This is a genomic window from Roseimaritima sediminicola (assembly GCF_009618275.1).
In the GTDB taxonomy this organism is placed as follows: domain Bacteria; phylum Planctomycetota; class Planctomycetia; order Pirellulales; family Pirellulaceae; genus Roseimaritima; species Roseimaritima sediminicola.
Window position 1 is genome coordinate 1 of the sequence record NZ_WIAD01000003.1, and the last position, 17,026, is coordinate 17,026.

Consider the following 17,026-nt stretch of genomic DNA (forward strand, 5'->3'; position numbering starts at 1 on the left):
CCTGCGAACCATTACGTCAATGTTCCTACCTCCATTTTCCTACCATCTGCTCGCGAGGGATAGGTAGGAAAATGGAGGTAGGAAGATATGTGGAGATCGATATCCGCGCCCGGTTCTCGCCCAACGGCAGGGGCGAAGACTAACGGTAAGTCCAGCAACCATCGGGAATCTTGGCAATCGACCGCGTATCCAATACGGATCTGACAATTCCGAGGTTTGGCACTTGCGGATCGGGGCGTTCGACCGCGCAAATCCGTAGCCGGCAACTCGAGATGGGCGCATCGACGGAGCAAGCTTCTGACTCGTACTTGTACTCGTACTCAGCAACGCGGTACTCGTACTCGATTCGGGAGAAAAGGCAGCATCGCAACCACGGCCGAATCGGCGGTGCATCGGCCACTCGTCACCGGACATTCGAGTAAGAGTACGAGTACCGGGCTGCGCCCTGAGTACGAGTACGACTCTGCACGTGCAAGAACGTCACGCATCACCGGGTCCCGTGAGCGATGCATCCACTTCAAACCGCACACCAACGGGCCTCCGGTGCATGCGATGGTTACCCGCCGATCTTTGTGATCCATGGCGCAACGTCTTCCAGCATGAGGTCCTGGTCCTGACGCAGCCCGCCAACAATAGTCCGCGCTAATAGTAGCGTTGCCGGCCCAAGGTCGGCATTGTAAACCATCGCTGCTTCCTGCAGCCGGGTAGCAACCCAAAGGTATTCGGGGCAATCGGAGGATCTGTGTCGAATCTCAGCGGCGTGATGTGCGATCGGGTGTCCGTCACCAAGTGGTTGAGCCCATAGTTCATGCCGATAAGACATCAGTCGTAATGGCTCATCGAGATATGGAGGTCGCATCAATTGATCATACACATCGCCCATCGACCATGTGTCGGCATGACGAGAGTAGTAAAGTACCGGCGGCGAACAACCGTTGTCGTTCAAATGGTCAACGAACCGATCAATGTGTGAACAAACACGCGTGGGCCACTGGGACGGGCACCACTCATTCGGATTCTCAGTCGTGCGAGCGTCCGCCCAGTCCGCAAGAATCGACCAAATGACGGACGATGACGCTCCTCCTATTGCAGCAACGGTTAAGAACTGGGATGCCATTCAGTGTTTCAGTCGGGTAACGTTAGGGTCCAGCGGGCCGGGAGGAGCGACTTACCATCGCGAATACGCTCGCAAGCCCGGTTCCGTTGCAACCCATGGTTCCGTCCTATTGGAGCAACTCTTCGGTCCAATAGTCAGTGAACTCTTGACGCTGGTCTTCAGTATAGTCTTCGAAGATCCAGCCAGCACGCAGCGGATTGGAGTAGACACCGTCGTTCGAATCCTTCAAGTAAATGTCGTTGTCTAGAATCACGATACAGGAACAGGTATCGTCATTCCAAACGCCGGTTACCATCCGGCCAATAAGGTCATCGACGGGAATTCCGTCAGTTTCTCCGGGGCAAACCATCTGATCGCTGGATGCGACGGACAGTTCGGCAGTAAAGAGATCAAGAACCAGGCCCGATTCAAGTTGCAGGTAATGCGACCGGAATTCGGCAGGACCGATCCCTTCGAGTACGAATTCGGGTTTGCTGGTACGCGAGTGACCGATTTGCGCCAGCCGCGAATTCAAGATACGCCGTTTGGATAGATTGGCCATCAGGACAGTGTTTCAGATAGCTGCATGTCGATGACGGAACGGCTGCCGTCACCTGGGACGGACGATTGATTTTCCATTGGCAAAACCACGCAAGCCGTCCTCAGGTGCACGGCTTGGTTCTGGCTCTCGTTCGTGCTCGTGCTCAGCATCGCGGTGCTCGTGCTCGTAATCGATCGCCACGGCATAGTCTACCGCCGATTCGCCGACGCCGTCAAACTTCATTGCCATACGAGTCAGCATCGAGACGATTCGTTTGAGCTTCAACTTCATCTCACGACTGTACGCGTAATCCAATCCACCTGACGCTACCAGCACATCTTTGATCGCGGCACACTCAAACGCACTGCCTCGTGCGATGTCGAAAAATCGGGCTCGATCCTTCAGGCTTCGTTTGCCGTTGCCTTCGGCGATGTTCAGTGGAATCGATTGAGCGGCACGGAGCCATTGGTCGCGAGCGTGGCGATGCAAACCGCTCAATGATTTCGATACGTCAAACGCTGCCGAAACGTATTCGATTGAGAGACGATAAACGTCGAGTCGATCGTGGTCAAAAATTGGTTCGGTCAAGTCAGCCCCATTTCAATTACGAGCACGAGCACGAGCACGAGCACGAGCACGAGCACCATTTCATTGAGCACGAGCACGATGATTGATTGTCTGTTCCAGAACGTCTGCCGTCACCGGGTACGGCGGGTTGATTTTCCATTCACGAACGTGCGATGCCGTACTCCGGTGCACGGCATGGTTCCCCGCTTTCTGGAGTCACAGGGCAATCGTTACCGAGTAGTCAAGCACTCTTGAGCAACGCTCCAGCAATCCGATTACCGTTCCGGTATCTCCGTCGGGATAGTGCCCGATTAACGAACTCGTCGCGGGAGTAATGTCGAATGTAACGGAATCGTCCGAGTAATCAAAATCGTAAATCGAAACGCGCAAGATGATGCCAGATCGAGCATCGTCAATCATCTGTCGGGGTGCGTTCAACTCAATGAGTTCAGCCACCATCCCAGCGACGTCCGGCTCACTGATGTCGGACACGGACATTCGATCGCCGAATTCGGATTGAAGCCGAGCGATCAGTTCGGCATAGGGAATTGCGGACGCACCCGTTTTCGGACTGAGCCAGAATTTCACGTTGTCAATTCAGTTGGGGAACTTGTTTCTTACCTGGCGGACAGGGTGAGAACAAGTGTTTTTGGGGGGGGCTCGGGCTTGTGCAGTGAGAATAAGTCTCGTTGGAACACCTTGTTCTCACCGGTTGCCAACTTGTTCTCACCGCGCCGCCGTTTGAGCGAAGACTTATTATCACCGCTTGGGCTGGTGCTAGCAAGCGAATCTTTCACTCGCCTTTGCGCGGAGCCCTCGGCGTTTGCTATCGCCACGGCCTCTTTTGTCGCGCCTCGGTCCGATTCGTCCTGAATGGCCCCGAACAAAAGCTTCTCGCCAAGTCACGGAGACCCCTTGTGGCTGCGCCCTTATGCTAGCGACTGCCGTTGCAGCTGCGATCGAGGTGCGGATGGGTCTTCACAGGCTGGAAGCCTAGGCCACGGAAAAACCCTATGCTACGGAAAAAGCCTATGCCACGGAAAGTCGCTCGACTGTCCCGGCCGAGCCGCGGTGGAACACGGCTTGGAGCGCCATGCTACGTGCACCGACAAAAAAACCTGTCTTGGGGCGGGGCGGCTTTTTTGCCTAAACTGCGCCGGCGTCCAACGCGTCTTGTTGGCCGCTGGCCCTGAATTGGAATCGAGCGTGTCATGGTGGACCGAGAATCGACCAGTCGTTTTCTGCAACACTTGCGCGAACGGACGCAGCAGCGCCGCGGCAAACGCCGCCGCCGCACGCGCACCATGGTGGCGATCGCGATGCTGTTGACCGCAGCCGTCACGCTCGCTCTGCCCAGCATCGCCTTCCAACTGGGCATGGGGCACAACCTGCTGGAGCGCCGCGCCGCCGAATACGGCTTGGACGTCACCGCGGAAAGCATGCAATTCGGCTGGATCACCCCGCTGGAGCTCCGCGGTGTCCAGCTGCAGGGTGCCTCGGGCCAAACCCGCGCTACGATCGACGCGGTCGAAACCGGCCTGCGACTGCTGGACCTGCTGCAGTCGCCCGATCACCTCGGACAGATCACCGTCCGCGGCGTCGAAGCGGAACTGGTCGTCGCCGAGGGGCGAAGCAGTCTAGAAGACGACTTGGCGACGCTGCTGGCCCCCGATCCTGACGCCGGACCGGCACCGGCGACGACGATCGAGGTCCACGACGTGAATTTGACCGTCACCGACGTGGGCAGTGGCACGGCCTGGTTCGCCGGCAATATTCGCTCAACAATCGTCCTGGACGAAACACAAATCAAAGTCCAGGCCTCGTCGGTGGTCACCGATCCGGCCGGAGCGAGCGGGGCCCTGGAAGTCGGGGCGTTGATCGCCAGCACGACCAGCGGCGATAGCGGCGCAGATGCGGCGACCTGGCAGGCGGACCTGCGGATGCGCAGCATGCCCCTGCACATCGTCACGCTCTTCAAACGCCGTTTTCCCGCCTCCACAGAGTCCCTGCCAACCCAGCTGGGCGGCGATGCCAGCGGCGTGATCTCCTTGGCACAGTACGGAGACGGTTCGTTCTCGGGAGATTTCGAAGCGGTTGAGATCCGCAACCTGGTGGCGGCCGACCCGCGACTCGGCCAGCGAACCTGGACCAACGCGCTGGGCCAGATCGATGGTTCGCTGGTCTACGACCGCGGCGTCCTGCAAGCACAAAGCTTGCAGACGGCCACCGACTTCGGCTCCGCCACGTTGACCGGGACGGTACCTTTGCCCAGTCGGACGGCATCTCTGGCCTGGGTGGAAACGATCCGCGGCCAAGGTTCGGCCGAAATCCAACTGGCGAAATTAAATCAAGCCGCGCCCGGGCTGTTGCCGCTGCGAAGCGGCGCGGAGATCAGCGAAGGTCAAGTAACCGCACGGATCGAATCCGGGCCCAGCGACGACGGGCTGTACCGCACGCGGTGCTCGCTGCGTTCGACGCCGATCCGTGGGCGGGCCGCGGGCCGACCGATCGTCCTGGAACCGGTCTCGGCCGATGCCACCCTGGTACTGCGCAGCGGCCGGGCGACGGCCGAACAGGTCCAGCTGCGCAGCGCCTTCGGCACGGCGACCCTGGCCGGCGACCTGCGTTCGGGCACCGGCCGCTTTGACGTCGACTTCAGCCGCCTGGCCAGCATGCTGCGGCCGTTGGTGGAACTGCCCGATGCGGGCCTCCGCGGCACCGCCCGCGGCAACATCGCATGGTCCGCCGGACCGGCCCAACAGTGGCAACTGGAAGGTCAACTGCAGGCCGCCGGACTGGATGTTTCCCTGCCCGGTGGCCAGTCGATCCGCCAACCCTCGCTCGCCGCCGCGGTCGATGCCCGGGGCGTATGGTCCGGCGAGACGCTACAGCAACTCGATCACTTGGCAGCCAGCATGACCAGCGACGGGCATCGCTGGCAGGCGGACTTGGTCCGCCCCGTGGCTGACCCAGCGTCCGGCAACCCATTGCCGCTGCAGATCCGGGGTACGGGCAACTGTGCGGCCGTCGCCGAACTGCTGCGTCCCTGGATGCCCGCCCGCCTGCACTCGATCGATGGCAGCTTCGACGGGCAATTGACGGCCGAAGTGTCGCGGACCGGCGGACGGTTGACCAGCGCTTCGATCAATCTGACACAGCCGCGCGTGGCCTGGCAAGAACAACGCTTTGCCCAGCCCTATCTGAAGCTGCGGTTCGAAGGCGCTTGTGCGTGGCCCGCCGGCGACGTCCTGGCCAACACGCTGACGGTCGAAGGCGAAGCAGTTTCGCTGGCGGTCGTTGGCCAAGCGACGGCCGAAAGCACCGAACTGGAACTGGGCTGGCGGATGGATGTCCAGCGCGTGCAAGCGGCACTGGCCTCGGCGGCCGCGAAAAACCCGGTGCGTCAAGTCGCGTTTGTGGGTCCGCCCCGCACCCGCTCCACCGCCCCCTATCAGTTCTACGGTCGCTGTGAAGGATCGGCGACGCTGCGGGGCGAAGACGGTCTGTGGTCCATCGACACCGACGCGGCAGGCAAGAATCTGGTGGTCATGGAAGCCACCGCGAAGAATCAGATGGTCGGCCCGGTCCGCAACCCCACCGCCAGCGGTCCGGTCTGGGCCGAACCGTCGGCCAGCGTGCGCGGCGTCTTCCGCTACGACGCCAACACCGGTGGGGCGATCGCCGATGCCGTACAAGTCGATACGCCGTGGCTGAGCACAACGGTCGACGGACATATCATCTGGAACGACCTGCTGGGCGAAGTCGTCCTGAAGGGACCGAGCCAACTGAATACGTCGGTTGCCGCCCAGCGATTGTCGACGTTGTCCGGCCAAGACATCCGCCTGCAGGGCGTCCACTCCGCTCCCCTGGACATCATCCTGCAGCGTCGTCCCGACGGACAGGTCACCGCCGACATCCGCAGCTCGATCGGTTGGGACAAGGGTTCGGTCGAAGGCATCGGATTCGGCGCCAGCACCGCATCCCTGGTGATCACCGACACCTCGACCACGGTGCAGCCCACCACCGTGCCGATGGATCTTGGTCAATTGCATCTGAACGGCCGCGTCCACTACGGCGACGACGGCCTCTGGATCGAACAGCAAGCCGGAACGTTTGCCGAGAACATCCAACTGGATCCGCAAACCGCGCGCAAGTGGCTGAAGTACCTGACGCCGCTGGCCGCCGACGCAACCGAAATCTCCGGCACGGTCAGCGTGGACCTGAACCGCTGTGTGATCGCGCCCAACGATCCGGCGCGCAGCCATGTCAGCGGACAGATGTCGGTCCAGCATGCGGAGCTGAACGCTGGTCCGCTGGCCGATCAGGTCATCGCCGGGATCGACCAGCTGAAGAACCTCAGCCGCGGACTTGCCGCCGCGCCGCCGACCAGCCGCTCGCGGCGGCTGCTGAGCATGCCGGCTCAGGTGGTCGAGTTTGAATTGAAAGATGCGGTCGTCACCCACCGCAGGATGTACTTCGCGATCGACGATGCCAGCCTGGTGACCAGCGGCAGCGTCGCCCTGGACGGCCGCTTGAACCTGGTCGCTCAGGTGCCGCTGGAGGCCAGTTGGTTGGGCAGCGACGTACAGTCGTTGGCCGGCGAAACGGTCACCCTGCCGGTTTCCGGCACGCTGTCACGCCCCGCCCTGAACACCGCGGCGATCGCGCAAACGGTCAGCTCCCTGGCGATCAAAGCCGGTCAGAGAGAAGCCGAGAACTACCTGCAGCAGCAGATGAACCGCGGCATCGATAAGCTGTTTGGACGGTAGAGCCGGCGGTGCCCGTAGCTACAAGTCGCCGTAGCTACAAGTCGCCAGAGTTTGGATGGCTGCCCCGACTCGGCTTTCCCAACGCTGTGTAAAGACAATTTCGTTCACTCCCTTCACCCCCAACCCCTCTCCCCGCCGCTCTCGGGCAAGCTCCACTTGCCCGAGAGCGGCGGGGAGAGGGGAGTAAACGTCTAGGTAGTCCGTTGGAGTCCGCGGCGTCGAGGGTCCAAAGTCTGGCGACTTCCGCTACGGGCGGGGACGCTATGACGAGGCGGTCATCTCACTGGTGTCGCTGAGCTTTTCCTGGGCTGCTTTGAGGAAATTCAACGCCTGCATCGGCGTCAGCTCGTCGACGTTTAACTTGCGCACTTCATCCAATAACGGATGGTCGGCAAACCCGAACAGGGTCAGCTGCATGGCCGTGTTGTTCTTGGCCTGCTCGCGAGGCGCGATTGCCGGGCGGTCGAATTGATCGCGGTCGTTGGCTTCCAGTTGAGCGAGGATGTCCTTGGCCCGCTCGTTGACCGCCGCCGGAACACCGGCCAGGCGGGCGACGTGGATCCCGTAGCTCTTGTCCGCTCCGCCGGCGACGATGCGGTGCAGGAAGACCACCTGGTCGTCCCACTCGCGGACCGCCACGTTGTAGTTGGCCACCCGCGGCAGCGAATCGGCCAGCTCGGTCAATTCGTGATAGTGCGTGGCAAACAGGGTCCGGGCCCCGACCTGTTCGTGCAGGTGTTCGGTGATCGCCCAAGCCAACGAGAGGCCGTCGTAGGTGCTGGTGCCGCGGCCGATTTCATCCAGAATCACCAGGCTCCGCGACGTCGCCGTGTTCAGGATCCGAGCCGTCTCGACCATCTCGACCATGAACGTACTCTGCCCCCGGCTCAGTTCGTCGCTGGCCCCGACCCGTGCGAAGATGCGGTCGGTCAGCCCGATCGTCGCCCGCTGGGCCGGCACAAACGATCCAGCCTGCGCCAGCAGGGTCAACAGCGCAACCTGCCGGATATAGGTGCTCTTACCGGCCATGTTCGGTCCGGTGATCAACAGCACCATGCCGTGCTCCGGCGAGGCCAGGCAGTCGTTGGGAACGAATTCGCCCTGCGGCATCGTGATGTCCAGCACCGGATGCCGGCCTTCGACGATTTCCAGCACCGAGTCTTGGGTCAGGACGGGGCGTACCCAGTTCCGCGTGGCGGCCAATTCCGCCAGCGACGCCACGACATCCAAATCCGCCAGCGCCGCGCCAACTTGCTGCAACAACCGCAGGGCGTCGTGGGTCTCGGTCCGCAGTTGCTGGAACAGCGACTGTTCGCGTGCTTGAGCCTGTTCGTCGGCAGCCAGCACCTTTTCCTCGTATTCCTTCAGCTCCGGTGTAATGTATCGTTCGGCATTCTTGAGCGTTTGTTTACGGATGTACGAATCGGGCACCTTGGCCTGATGCGCCTGGCTGACTTCCAGGTAGTAGCCGAAGACGCGATTGAAGCCGACCTTCAGGTTGGCGATACCGGTTTCTTCGATCTGCGCGGCTTGATACTTGGCGATCCATTCCTTGCCACCGCGGGCCAATTGACGTAGCGAATCGAGTTCGCTGTCGAAGCCTTCGCGAATGAAGTTGCCGTCGGCCGCGTTGATCGGACACTCATCGACCAGGGCGGCTTCGAGTTTGCTGCGTAGTTCCGGACAAAGGTGCAGCTGCGCTTCGAGTTCCTGCAGCAGTGTGGCATTGCGAGCGGTCAGTTTGGCTTTCAGCGCCGGCAGACTGGCCAGGGTGCGAGCGACCTGTTGCAGATCTCGCGGACCGGTTCGAGCGGTGGCGATGCGGCCCAGCAGCCGGCTGAGGTCGAACGTGTTTTTCAGCGTCTCGCGGATCGCGCCGCGCAACCGGTTTTCATGAACCAGTTCTTCGACCGCGTCGTGGCGCTGCCGGATCATCGCTTCGTCGACCAGCGGAGCCGATAACCAATCGGCCAACAGGCGGGCGCCCATCGGCGTCTGGGTCAGGTCCAGCACGTCCAAGAGTGAACCTTCGCGGGAGGCGGTCCGCAGGGTTCGTGTCAATTCCAGCGAACGGCGTGTGGAGGCATCGATCTGGACGACCGTGCTGCGACGGTGAGCGATCAAGGAATCGAAATGGTCCAGCCCGCCGGGCTGGGTTTCTTCCAGATAGGCCATGATCGCACCGGCGGCGCGGATCGCCGGCAGGTCTTCGCCGCCGCCCTCGGCGTCCAATTGGAATCCAAAGCCTTCCAGGTTGTGGACGTTCAACAGCCGGCACAGCGTCTCGCGGCTGCTGTCCGCGGCGAAGGTCCAGGCCGGCCGCATCGTGGCGGACCAGGGAGCGGTCGTGTCGGGGCTCAGCCGCGGGTCGTCCTCGCGGTACAGCACCTCGGCGGGCCCGATGCGTTCCAGTTCATCCTCGACGCGGTGACGCGGAAACACGCCGGCCTCGAAGCGGCCGCTGGACAGTTCCGCCCAGGCGATGCCGACGGGCACCTCGGCGTCGCCTTCGCCGCGCCGCGGCGGCACCGAGAAGACGCAGGCCAGGTAGTTTGCGCTGCGCGGGTCCAGCAGTTCGTCATCGGTCAGTGTGCCGGCCGAGACGATTCGCGTGATCTCGCGGCGGACCAGCCCCTTGGCCTGCTTGGGGTCCTCCATCTGCTCGCACACCGCGGCCCGGAATCCGGCCGTAATTAATTTGCGCAGATAACCATCCAGTTGATGGTGCGGAAAACCGGCCATCGCGGTGGGGTTGTCGCTGTCCTTGTCGCGACTGGTGAGCGTTAACCCAAGGACACGCGCCGCCGTTTTGGCGTCCTCGTGGAACAGCTCGTAGAAGTCGCCCATGCGAAACAGCAGCAGCGCATCGCCGCACGCTTCCTTCGCCTCGTAGTACTGCCGCATCATTGGAGTGGTCATGGCGACAATGCTATCGAAGCCGAACTGCTCGGGCCAGTCCCGCCGTGCTCAACTCACCGCGATCGAGCCGAATTCACGGTGCAGAATCGGTTTGGCCGGCAAACTCTGCCACGATTTTGCGGATGTTCGCCGTGTCGACCGGCCGGATCACGCCTCGCTCGGTGATGATCGCCGTAATCAATTCCGCCGGGGTCACATCGAAGGCCGGATTGTAGACCTGGGCTTCGTCGGGAACGCTCTGCACGTCGCCCCAGCGAGACACTTCTTCGCGGCGACGTTGTTCGATCGGAATCTGCGTGCCGTTGGGCAGGCTCAGATCGAACGTGCTGCTGGGTGCGGCGACATAGAAAGGCACGCCGTGATGCCGAGCGACGATGGCCAGCGGGTAGGTACCGATTTTGTTGGCCGCGTCGCCATTGGCGGCGATCCGATCGGCCCCCACGATGACCGCATCGACCTGGCCGCGCTGCATCAAACCGGCGGCCATCGAATCGCACAGCACGGTTACGTCGACGCCGGCTTTGGCCAGTTCCCAAGCGGTCAGCCGCGCCCCTTGCAGCAGAGGCCGCGTCTCGTCGGCGTAGACGTGCACCGGATTGCCGCTCGCGTGCGCCGCATAGATCACCGCCAGGGCGGTGCCGCGTTCGGAGGCGGCCAGCCCGCCTGCGTTACAGTGCGTTAGGACATTGCGGCAACCGTCCAGCAGCGGCGCCCCGTAGAGTCCCATCGCCGCGCACATCCGGCGGTCCTCGTCGTGGATCTGGCGAGCCTCACGCAGCAGCGTCTCGGGCAGGTCGTCGTCGTCGGCGCGGTTGAGAACCGCCCGCATCCGGTCCAGGGCCCAGAACAGATTGACGGCCGTCGGGCGGCTGGTCGCCAGATAATCGGCGGCCCGAGCCACGGCACTTCGCACCGATGCGGCTTGCTGGTGCGATGCGTCTTGCTGGTGCGATGCGGCTTGCTGGCTCGATGCGTTCTGGCGGAGCGCATCGGCAGCGGCCAGGCACACGCCGTAGGCGGCGGCGATGCCGATCGCCGGAGCCCCGCGAACGACCAGCCGCGAGATCGCGTCGTGCGCGTCATCGACCGTGCGACAATCCAGATACGTCTCTTCGCCCGGCAGGCGGGTCTGATCGATCAGCCGCAGGTAGCCGTCCGTACCACCGATCCACTCGAGCGTTTGCATCGCGGAAACCTTCTGGTGCAGGCGAGCCGCCTGCCGGCGCGACCGAGCCTACTCGGCGACGGCGGCCGGTTTGCGTTTGGGTTTATAGATTTCGGTCGCGGTTCCGAAGAAGACTTCGGCGCTATTCATCAGCGTTTCGCTCATCGTCGGATGGGCGTGAACGGTTTCGCTGATGTCGCCGGCTTCACAGCCCATCTCGATGGCCAGCGCGGCTTCGGCGATCAATTCGCCGGCACCGACGCCCACGATCCCACAGCCCAGCACGCGTTGCGTTTCCGGATCGATCAGCCATTTCGTCAATCCTTCGGTGCGTCCCAGGGCCTGAGCGCGACCGCTGGCGGCCCAGGGATAGATCGCCACATCGACGTTGCGTCCTTCGCGGCGAGCTTCCTCCTGCGTCAAACCGGCCCAGGCGATTTCGGGATCGGTAAAGACGACTGCGGGAATCGCGGCTTTGTCGAAAGCGGCCGGTTTGCCGGCGACGACTTCGGCTGCCACCCGGCCTTCGTGCGTGGCTTTGTGCGCCAGCATCGGATCGCCGGCGACGTCGCCGATGGCCAGGATGTGCGGATCGGCCGTGCGTTGTTGGGCGTCGCACTCGACGAAGCCACGCTGATTGACGACGACCTGCGTGTTTTCCAGCCCCAGTCCCTTGGTAACCGGACGCCGCCCGATCGAAACCAGGACGCGATCGAAGCGTTCGTGGCCGAACCGTCCCGGGCCTTCGAAGGTAACTTCGATCCGGCCGTCTTCGGCCTCGGCGATCGAGCCGACTTTGGTGTTCAAATAGACGCGGCCCTCGAGCAATTTCTCGATGCGTTTGGCCAGCGGCTTGACCAGGTCGCGGTCCGCCCCGGGAAGCAGTCCTTCGGCCAACTCGACAACGGTCACTTTGCTGCCCAGACCGGCATAGACGCTGCCCATTTCCAGGCCGATGTAACCGCCGCCGATGACCAGTAGGTTCTCGGGAATGTCCGCCAGCGCCAGGGCTCCGGTGCTGTCCATGACCTTGTCACTGCCGATGTCGAACGCCGGCGGCATCGCCGGAACGCTGCCGGTGGCGAGGATGCAGTGATCGAAGGTCAATTGGCCATCGTCGGGGATCGACGGATCGTCGCCTTCGAGTTTCATCGTGGTCGAATCGATAAACGACCCTCGAGCCCGGATCACGGTCACGCCCCGGCGCTTGGCCAGGTTGCCCAAGCCGCCGGTCAGATTATCGATGACCTTGTCTTTGCGGGCGCGAACCGCATCGACGTCGATCCGGGGACGATCGTCATAGCTGACGCCCCAGTCCTCTCGCAATTCGTCGACTTCGCCGATCACACGAGCCACATGCAGCAGGGCTTTGCTGGGGATGCATCCCCGCAACAAACACGTGCCGCCCAAGCGCGGTTCGGCTTCGACGATCGTCACGTCCAAGCCTTCGTCTGCGGCCAAAAATGCGGCCGCATAACCGCCGGGGCCACCGCCAAGAACAACCAATGGCGTATGCATGATTCAACTACCGTTCGACAGAAAAGAAGCAAGAGGCGTGGAGCACTTGACACTCTCCCACTGGGAGAGTCGGGCTCTCAGGCACGGAGAGGGTGTCGCATCGGCCCTCCCCGGGCCTGAGAGCCCGACCCTCCCGCGGCGCGGGAGGGTTGCGTAAGGGGATTTATCGCGACAGGAATTCGACGACCGCGTTGGCGTCGACCGGCAAGCTGATGTCGCTCGGACCGGGCAGGCCCTGGACGGTGGCTTTCAGGTTTTCGCTGTCAAAGGCGACCCAATCCAGAGCGTCCGGCGTGGCGTTGGCGATCACGCCGCGGTAGACGTCCTTGAGATTCTCGCGGTTGCGGACTTCGATCACGTCACCGGGACGCAGCAGGTAGTTCGGTTTGGTGACCTTCACGCCGTTGACGCGGAAGTGACCGTGGACGATGCCCTGGCGAGCCTGCGGGCGGGTCTTGGTGAACCCGCAGCGACGCACCACGTTATCCAGACGCGACTCGCACATCAGCAACAACAATTCACCCGTGTTTCCGCTCCGCCGAGAGACGGCATCGAAGTAGCGTCGCAGTTGACGTTCGCCCAGCCCGTAATAGTGCTTGATCTTTTGCTTTTCCATCAGCGCGATCCCGTAGTTACTCGGGCGGCGACCGCGGGTGTGCATGCCGGGCGGATTGGGACGGCGATCCAGCGCCTTGGAGGCGCCAGCGGTTTCGTAGATCAAGGCGCCCAAACGACGGTTGATACGGGCTTTGGGACCGGTGTAACGTGCCATAGTGGCAAAACTCCTGCGGAGACCGCTTTCCAGCATCTGCTGAACAAAGCGGCCGGGTGAATGAAAAAACCTCGTGGCTGACATTAGCCGCGCGACGATCCCGCTCCGGTGAGCATTTCCCTCCGGTGGGTCGCCGCTGATTTCGGTGAGTGGCGCCAAGTGTCCTCGGAATCCCCCGTTTTGACAAGAGGACCCGGGCAAAGCCAATCGCTTTTCTTAGCCAATCGACGCCGGACCGTTCAGCGGTGCAACAATTCGGGCCGCGGCGGCCGGTGCCGGGGGGTCCGCCGCCAATCGCTGGGCCTGGTCCAGCGAGGGGCAGACGACGAATACGGTCGGCCCCCACGAGCTTTGCCCGACCGCTTCGTAGCCGGCCTGCTGGACGGCATGCACCAGGTCTGCGATCGCCCCCCCGTGATAGGGTCCGCCCTGAGCGGCTTCGAACAGTTTGCCGCTGAGCCAGTTGTAACGGCGGAGGGCCGGAGCAAAACGATCGAAAGCATCGGCCTGGGCCGCCGGCACCAGTTGCTCGCCCAGGCAGGCCTGCAGGGCCGCTCGTTGGGACTCGCTGGCACGCGGCAGCCGCGCAAAGCGACGATTCTCTTCGCCGCCAGAAACCCGTTCCGAGGCCTGACGAGGCTGCAGCAGCACGATCCGCCAAGCCGCCGGAATGGCGACCCTGCGAATCGTCTCGCTGTCGACGATCAATCCGCCGGTAAAAAAACCGTGGCTGCCCACGCCCGAGCGGGCTCCGCGGGCGGCGACGTGGCGCACCAAGGCCTCGCGATCCAGGCCAGCGTCCAGGCAGTGATTCAAACCCGCCGCAACGGCCATCGCCAATTGGGTCCCCGTCCCCAGGCCGCTGTGCGCCTCCGGACGGCGGGACACGGAGACCCGCACCGGTGGCAACCGATCCAGGGCGGTGCACCGCTGGAAACGGCCGGCCACCTCGCCGATGCGGCGGCGCAGGTCCTGGGCGGCCGGACCGGTGGCGACCGCTTCGAATTCTGCGGCCGGCTGCAAGCGGATCTCGGTCGCCGGACGGTCGATCATCATGCCCGCGCCGCCAAACGGTGCCGCCGTATCGAGCAGCCCGAAGTGCAAACGTGCCCCGGTTCGGACGACGACCTGCCGCGAGTCAGCTTTCCAGTTTTCCCGGTGCGTTTGCAATGTATTCCTCGAGCAGCTGAAAAGCTTCGTGTTCGCGGTCTCCGCCGGTTCGCTCGACCAGAGTGGCCAGCTGCCGCAGCTGGGTCCGAAGCACTTCCGCGGCGATCAAGTGCACTCGCGTCGCCAGGATCGCGGCTTCGACCACCGCGTACTGGGCTCGGTTGAAGCCAAAGAAGTCGCGTTGTCGATTTTGCGCTACGATAATGCATCGAGCGCGCGGTCGCTGGGGGTGGTCGTGCCACTTTTCGACGCGCACGGCGAACCAGCGGCAAGCGTCGCGGAGCACCCAGTGGTCGCCGTCATCGACCGAGCGTACCAAGCCGGCCGGGTCGACCCAACCGATCGCCGAACGCGCCAGCAGCAGGCAATCGTCGGTCACATGAATCGTCGCCCGGCCGCTCTCTCGCAGGTTGGCATGGGTCCGCGAACCGACGAACGGCCGCAGCTCGAACCGCGTCAGTTGGCGATCGACGTGCGGGCCCAGCGGAGCGATGTTGACCACGCCCTCGGCATCGACCGTGGTGACGATTGCTTCGAGAATCAAGCCAACGCCTCGATCCGCGGCGTGGCGGTGGCCAGGGAAAAGAAATTGCGGAGCATCTCCAGACCGTACTGCGTCAGCACCGATTCGGGATGAAACTGCACCCCATGGATCGGGTACCGCCGATGCGCTACCCCCATCACCAATCCCTCGTCGGTCGTCGCGGTTACCCGCAAACAATCCGGCACCGTGGACGGCTGGAGCGCCAACGAATGGTACCGGCCGACGGGAAAACGATTCGGCAGTCCAGCAAACACCGACTCGCCACGATGGTTGATGAAACTGCTCTGCCCATGCATGGCCGGGCACTGCACCACGGCCGCCCCGAAGGCTTGGCCGATGGTCTGATGCCCCAGGCAGACGCCCAGAATGGGGATCGACTCGCCCAACCGGCGCACAACATCCAGGCTGCAACCCGCGTCGTCGGGACGCTTGGGGCCGGGCGAGAGCACGATCGCGGCCGGTGCCAGGCACTGGATCTGTTCAACGGTCACTTGATCGCTGCGGATGACCCGCGTCTGCTGGCCCAGCAGCCGCAGGTAGCGAGCCAGGTTATGGACGAACGAGTCGTAGTTATCCAGCAGCAGGATCATCGCTGGTCCAGCGGAACGAACTCGCGCTCGGTCGGGCCGGTGTAAACCTGTCGCGGACGATAGATGCGTTTGCCCGGCGACTGATGCATCTCGTGCCAGTGAGCGATCCAGCCCGGCAAACGGCCGATGGCGAACAGCACCGTAAACATCTGCACCGGGATGCCCAGAGCGCGATAGATCACGCCGGAGTAGAAGTCGACGTTGGGATAGAGTTTACGCTTGACGAAGTACTCGTCTTGCAGCGCCGCCTCTTCCAATTGCTGGGCCACGTCGAACAACGGATCATCGCGTTGCATTTTGTTTAGCAAGCGGTCACAGGTGGCTTTGATGATCTTGGCTCGCGGGTCAAAATTCTTGTAGACGCGGTGGCCGAAGCCCATCAAGCGGAAATTGTTGTCCTTGTCTTTGGCCATGTCGACGTACTTCTGAACGTTCCCGCCGTCGGCGACGATCTGGTCCAGCATGTTCACACAGGCTTCGTTCGCGCCCCCGTGCAGCGGTCCCCAGAGGGCACAGATACCGGCGGAGATCGACGCGAACAGGTTGGCGTTGCTGCTGCCGACCATGCGCACCGTGGAAGTGCTGCAGTTCTGTTCGTGATCGGCGTGCACGATCAACAACAGCCGCAGGGCGTCGACAAAGTCGGGATCGATTTCGTAGGGTTCGGCCGGCGTGGCGAACATCATCTGCAAGAAATTCTCGCAGTAATCCAGCCGGTTCTGCGGGTACATGAAGGGCTGGCCGTTGGATTTTTTGTAACTGTACGCCGCGATCGTCGGCAATTTGGCCAGCAAGCGATGGATGGAGATTTCGACCTGTCGCGGATCGGTGGGGTCCAGCGAATCCTGATAAAACGTCGACAGGGCCCCGACCACGCTGCTGAGAATGGCCATGGGGTGGGCATCCCGCGGGAAACCGTCGTAGAACGACCGCATCTCTTCGTGCAGCAGCGTGTGTTCGCGGATGCTCGAGCGGAACGAATCGATCTGTTCGGCCGTGGGCAGGTTGCCGTAGATCAACAGATAACAAACTTCGACAAAATCGCAGTGCTTGGCGAGCGCCTCGATCGGATAGCCCCGATAGCGGAGGATGCCTTTCTCGCCGTCGAGGAACGTGATCGCGCTGGTCGTGCTGCCGGTGTTGACAAACCCTTCATCCAGTGTGATGGCGCCGGTTTGTTTGCGCAGTTGGCTGATGTCCAGAGCGACTTCGCCCTCGCTGCCTTCCAATACCGGAAGCTCCAGTTCACGCCCTTCGATGGCTAGCCGCACGGGGTCTTTCTGTTGGGGTTCGCGACTAACAGCCGTACTCATCCTGATCTCCGGGGGACTCTGCGTCCCAATACAAATACAACGGTGAAAAATCTTCGTCTCCG

General features: G+C 62.6%; 12 protein-coding genes. 1 reads left to right on the forward strand and 11 read right to left on the reverse strand.

Annotated features, from left to right (window positions below; genetic code table 11):
- Positions 1-1,223 precede the first annotated feature (1,223 nt).
- The 3 genes from GE027_RS02790 to GE027_RS02800 all read right to left on the reverse strand — a co-directional run bounded on the left by GE027_RS02790 (position 1,224) and on the right by GE027_RS02800 (position 2,792).
- On the reverse strand, positions 1,224-1,658 hold the full coding sequence (locus tag GE027_RS02790) for a hypothetical protein (RefSeq protein WP_153555657.1): 435 nt from the start codon (positions 1,656-1,658) through the stop codon (positions 1,224-1,226).
- Between the two features lie 48 nt (positions 1,659-1,706).
- Positions 1,707-2,225 carry a four helix bundle protein gene (locus GE027_RS02795; protein ID WP_153555658.1) on the reverse strand — a complete coding sequence of 173 codons (519 nt, stop codon included), beginning with the start codon at positions 2,223-2,225 and terminating at the stop codon, positions 1,707-1,709.
- 195 nt (positions 2,226-2,420) lie between these two features.
- On the reverse strand, positions 2,421-2,792 hold the full coding sequence (locus GE027_RS02800; RefSeq protein ID WP_153555659.1) for a hypothetical protein: 372 nt from the start codon (positions 2,790-2,792) through the stop codon (positions 2,421-2,423).
- 623 nt (positions 2,793-3,415) lie between these two features.
- Here GE027_RS02800 and GE027_RS02805 point away from each other — a divergent pair.
- A complete protein-coding gene (locus tag GE027_RS02805; protein WP_153555660.1) occupies positions 3,416-6,973 on the forward strand; it encodes an AsmA family protein in 3,558 nt (1,185 codons plus the stop codon).
- A 261-nt stretch (positions 6,974-7,234) separates the two neighbouring features.
- Here the strand turns inward: GE027_RS02805 and mutS are convergent, their stop codons facing one another.
- The 8 genes from mutS to GE027_RS02845 all read right to left on the reverse strand — a co-directional run bounded on the left by mutS (position 7,235) and on the right by GE027_RS02845 (position 16,964).
- On the reverse strand, positions 7,235-9,892 hold the full coding sequence (gene mutS / locus GE027_RS02810; RefSeq protein WP_153555661.1) for a DNA mismatch repair protein MutS: 2,658 nt from the start codon (positions 9,890-9,892) through the stop codon (positions 7,235-7,237).
- 73 nt (positions 9,893-9,965) lie between these two features.
- A complete protein-coding gene (gene mtnA / locus GE027_RS02815) occupies positions 9,966-11,078 on the reverse strand; it encodes an S-methyl-5-thioribose-1-phosphate isomerase (RefSeq protein ID WP_153555662.1) in 1,113 nt (370 codons plus the stop codon).
- 48 nt (positions 11,079-11,126) lie between these two features.
- Positions 11,127-12,575, reverse strand: coding sequence for a dihydrolipoyl dehydrogenase (lpdA, locus tag GE027_RS02820; protein ID WP_153555663.1), 1,449 nt, complete (start codon positions 12,573-12,575; stop codon positions 11,127-11,129).
- Positions 12,576-12,738: 163 nt separating this feature from the next.
- Entirely contained in the window at positions 12,739-13,347 is a 609-nt protein-coding gene (gene rpsD, locus GE027_RS02825; protein ID WP_202617313.1) for a 30S ribosomal protein S4, read from the reverse strand.
- Positions 13,348-13,563: 216 nt separating this feature from the next.
- Positions 13,564-14,517 carry a GHMP family kinase ATP-binding protein gene (locus GE027_RS02830; protein WP_153555665.1) on the reverse strand — a complete coding sequence of 318 codons (954 nt, stop codon included), beginning with the start codon at positions 14,515-14,517 and terminating at the stop codon, positions 13,564-13,566.
- Complete coding sequence (locus tag GE027_RS02835) at positions 14,486-15,061, reverse strand: DUF447 domain-containing protein (protein ID WP_153555666.1); 576 nt, start codon at positions 15,059-15,061, stop codon at positions 14,486-14,488. The genes GE027_RS02830 and GE027_RS02835 overlap by 32 nt, the downstream gene beginning before the upstream one ends.
- A complete protein-coding gene (locus GE027_RS02840; RefSeq protein ID WP_153555667.1) occupies positions 15,058-15,651 on the reverse strand; it encodes an anthranilate synthase component II in 594 nt (197 codons plus the stop codon). Before GE027_RS02840 ends, GE027_RS02835 begins: the two co-directional genes overlap by 4 nt.
- Positions 15,648-16,964 carry a citrate synthase gene (locus tag GE027_RS02845; protein ID WP_153555668.1) on the reverse strand — a complete coding sequence of 439 codons (1,317 nt, stop codon included), beginning with the start codon at positions 16,962-16,964 and terminating at the stop codon, positions 15,648-15,650. Before GE027_RS02845 ends, GE027_RS02840 begins: the two co-directional genes overlap by 4 nt.
- Positions 16,965-17,026 lie beyond the last annotated feature (62 nt).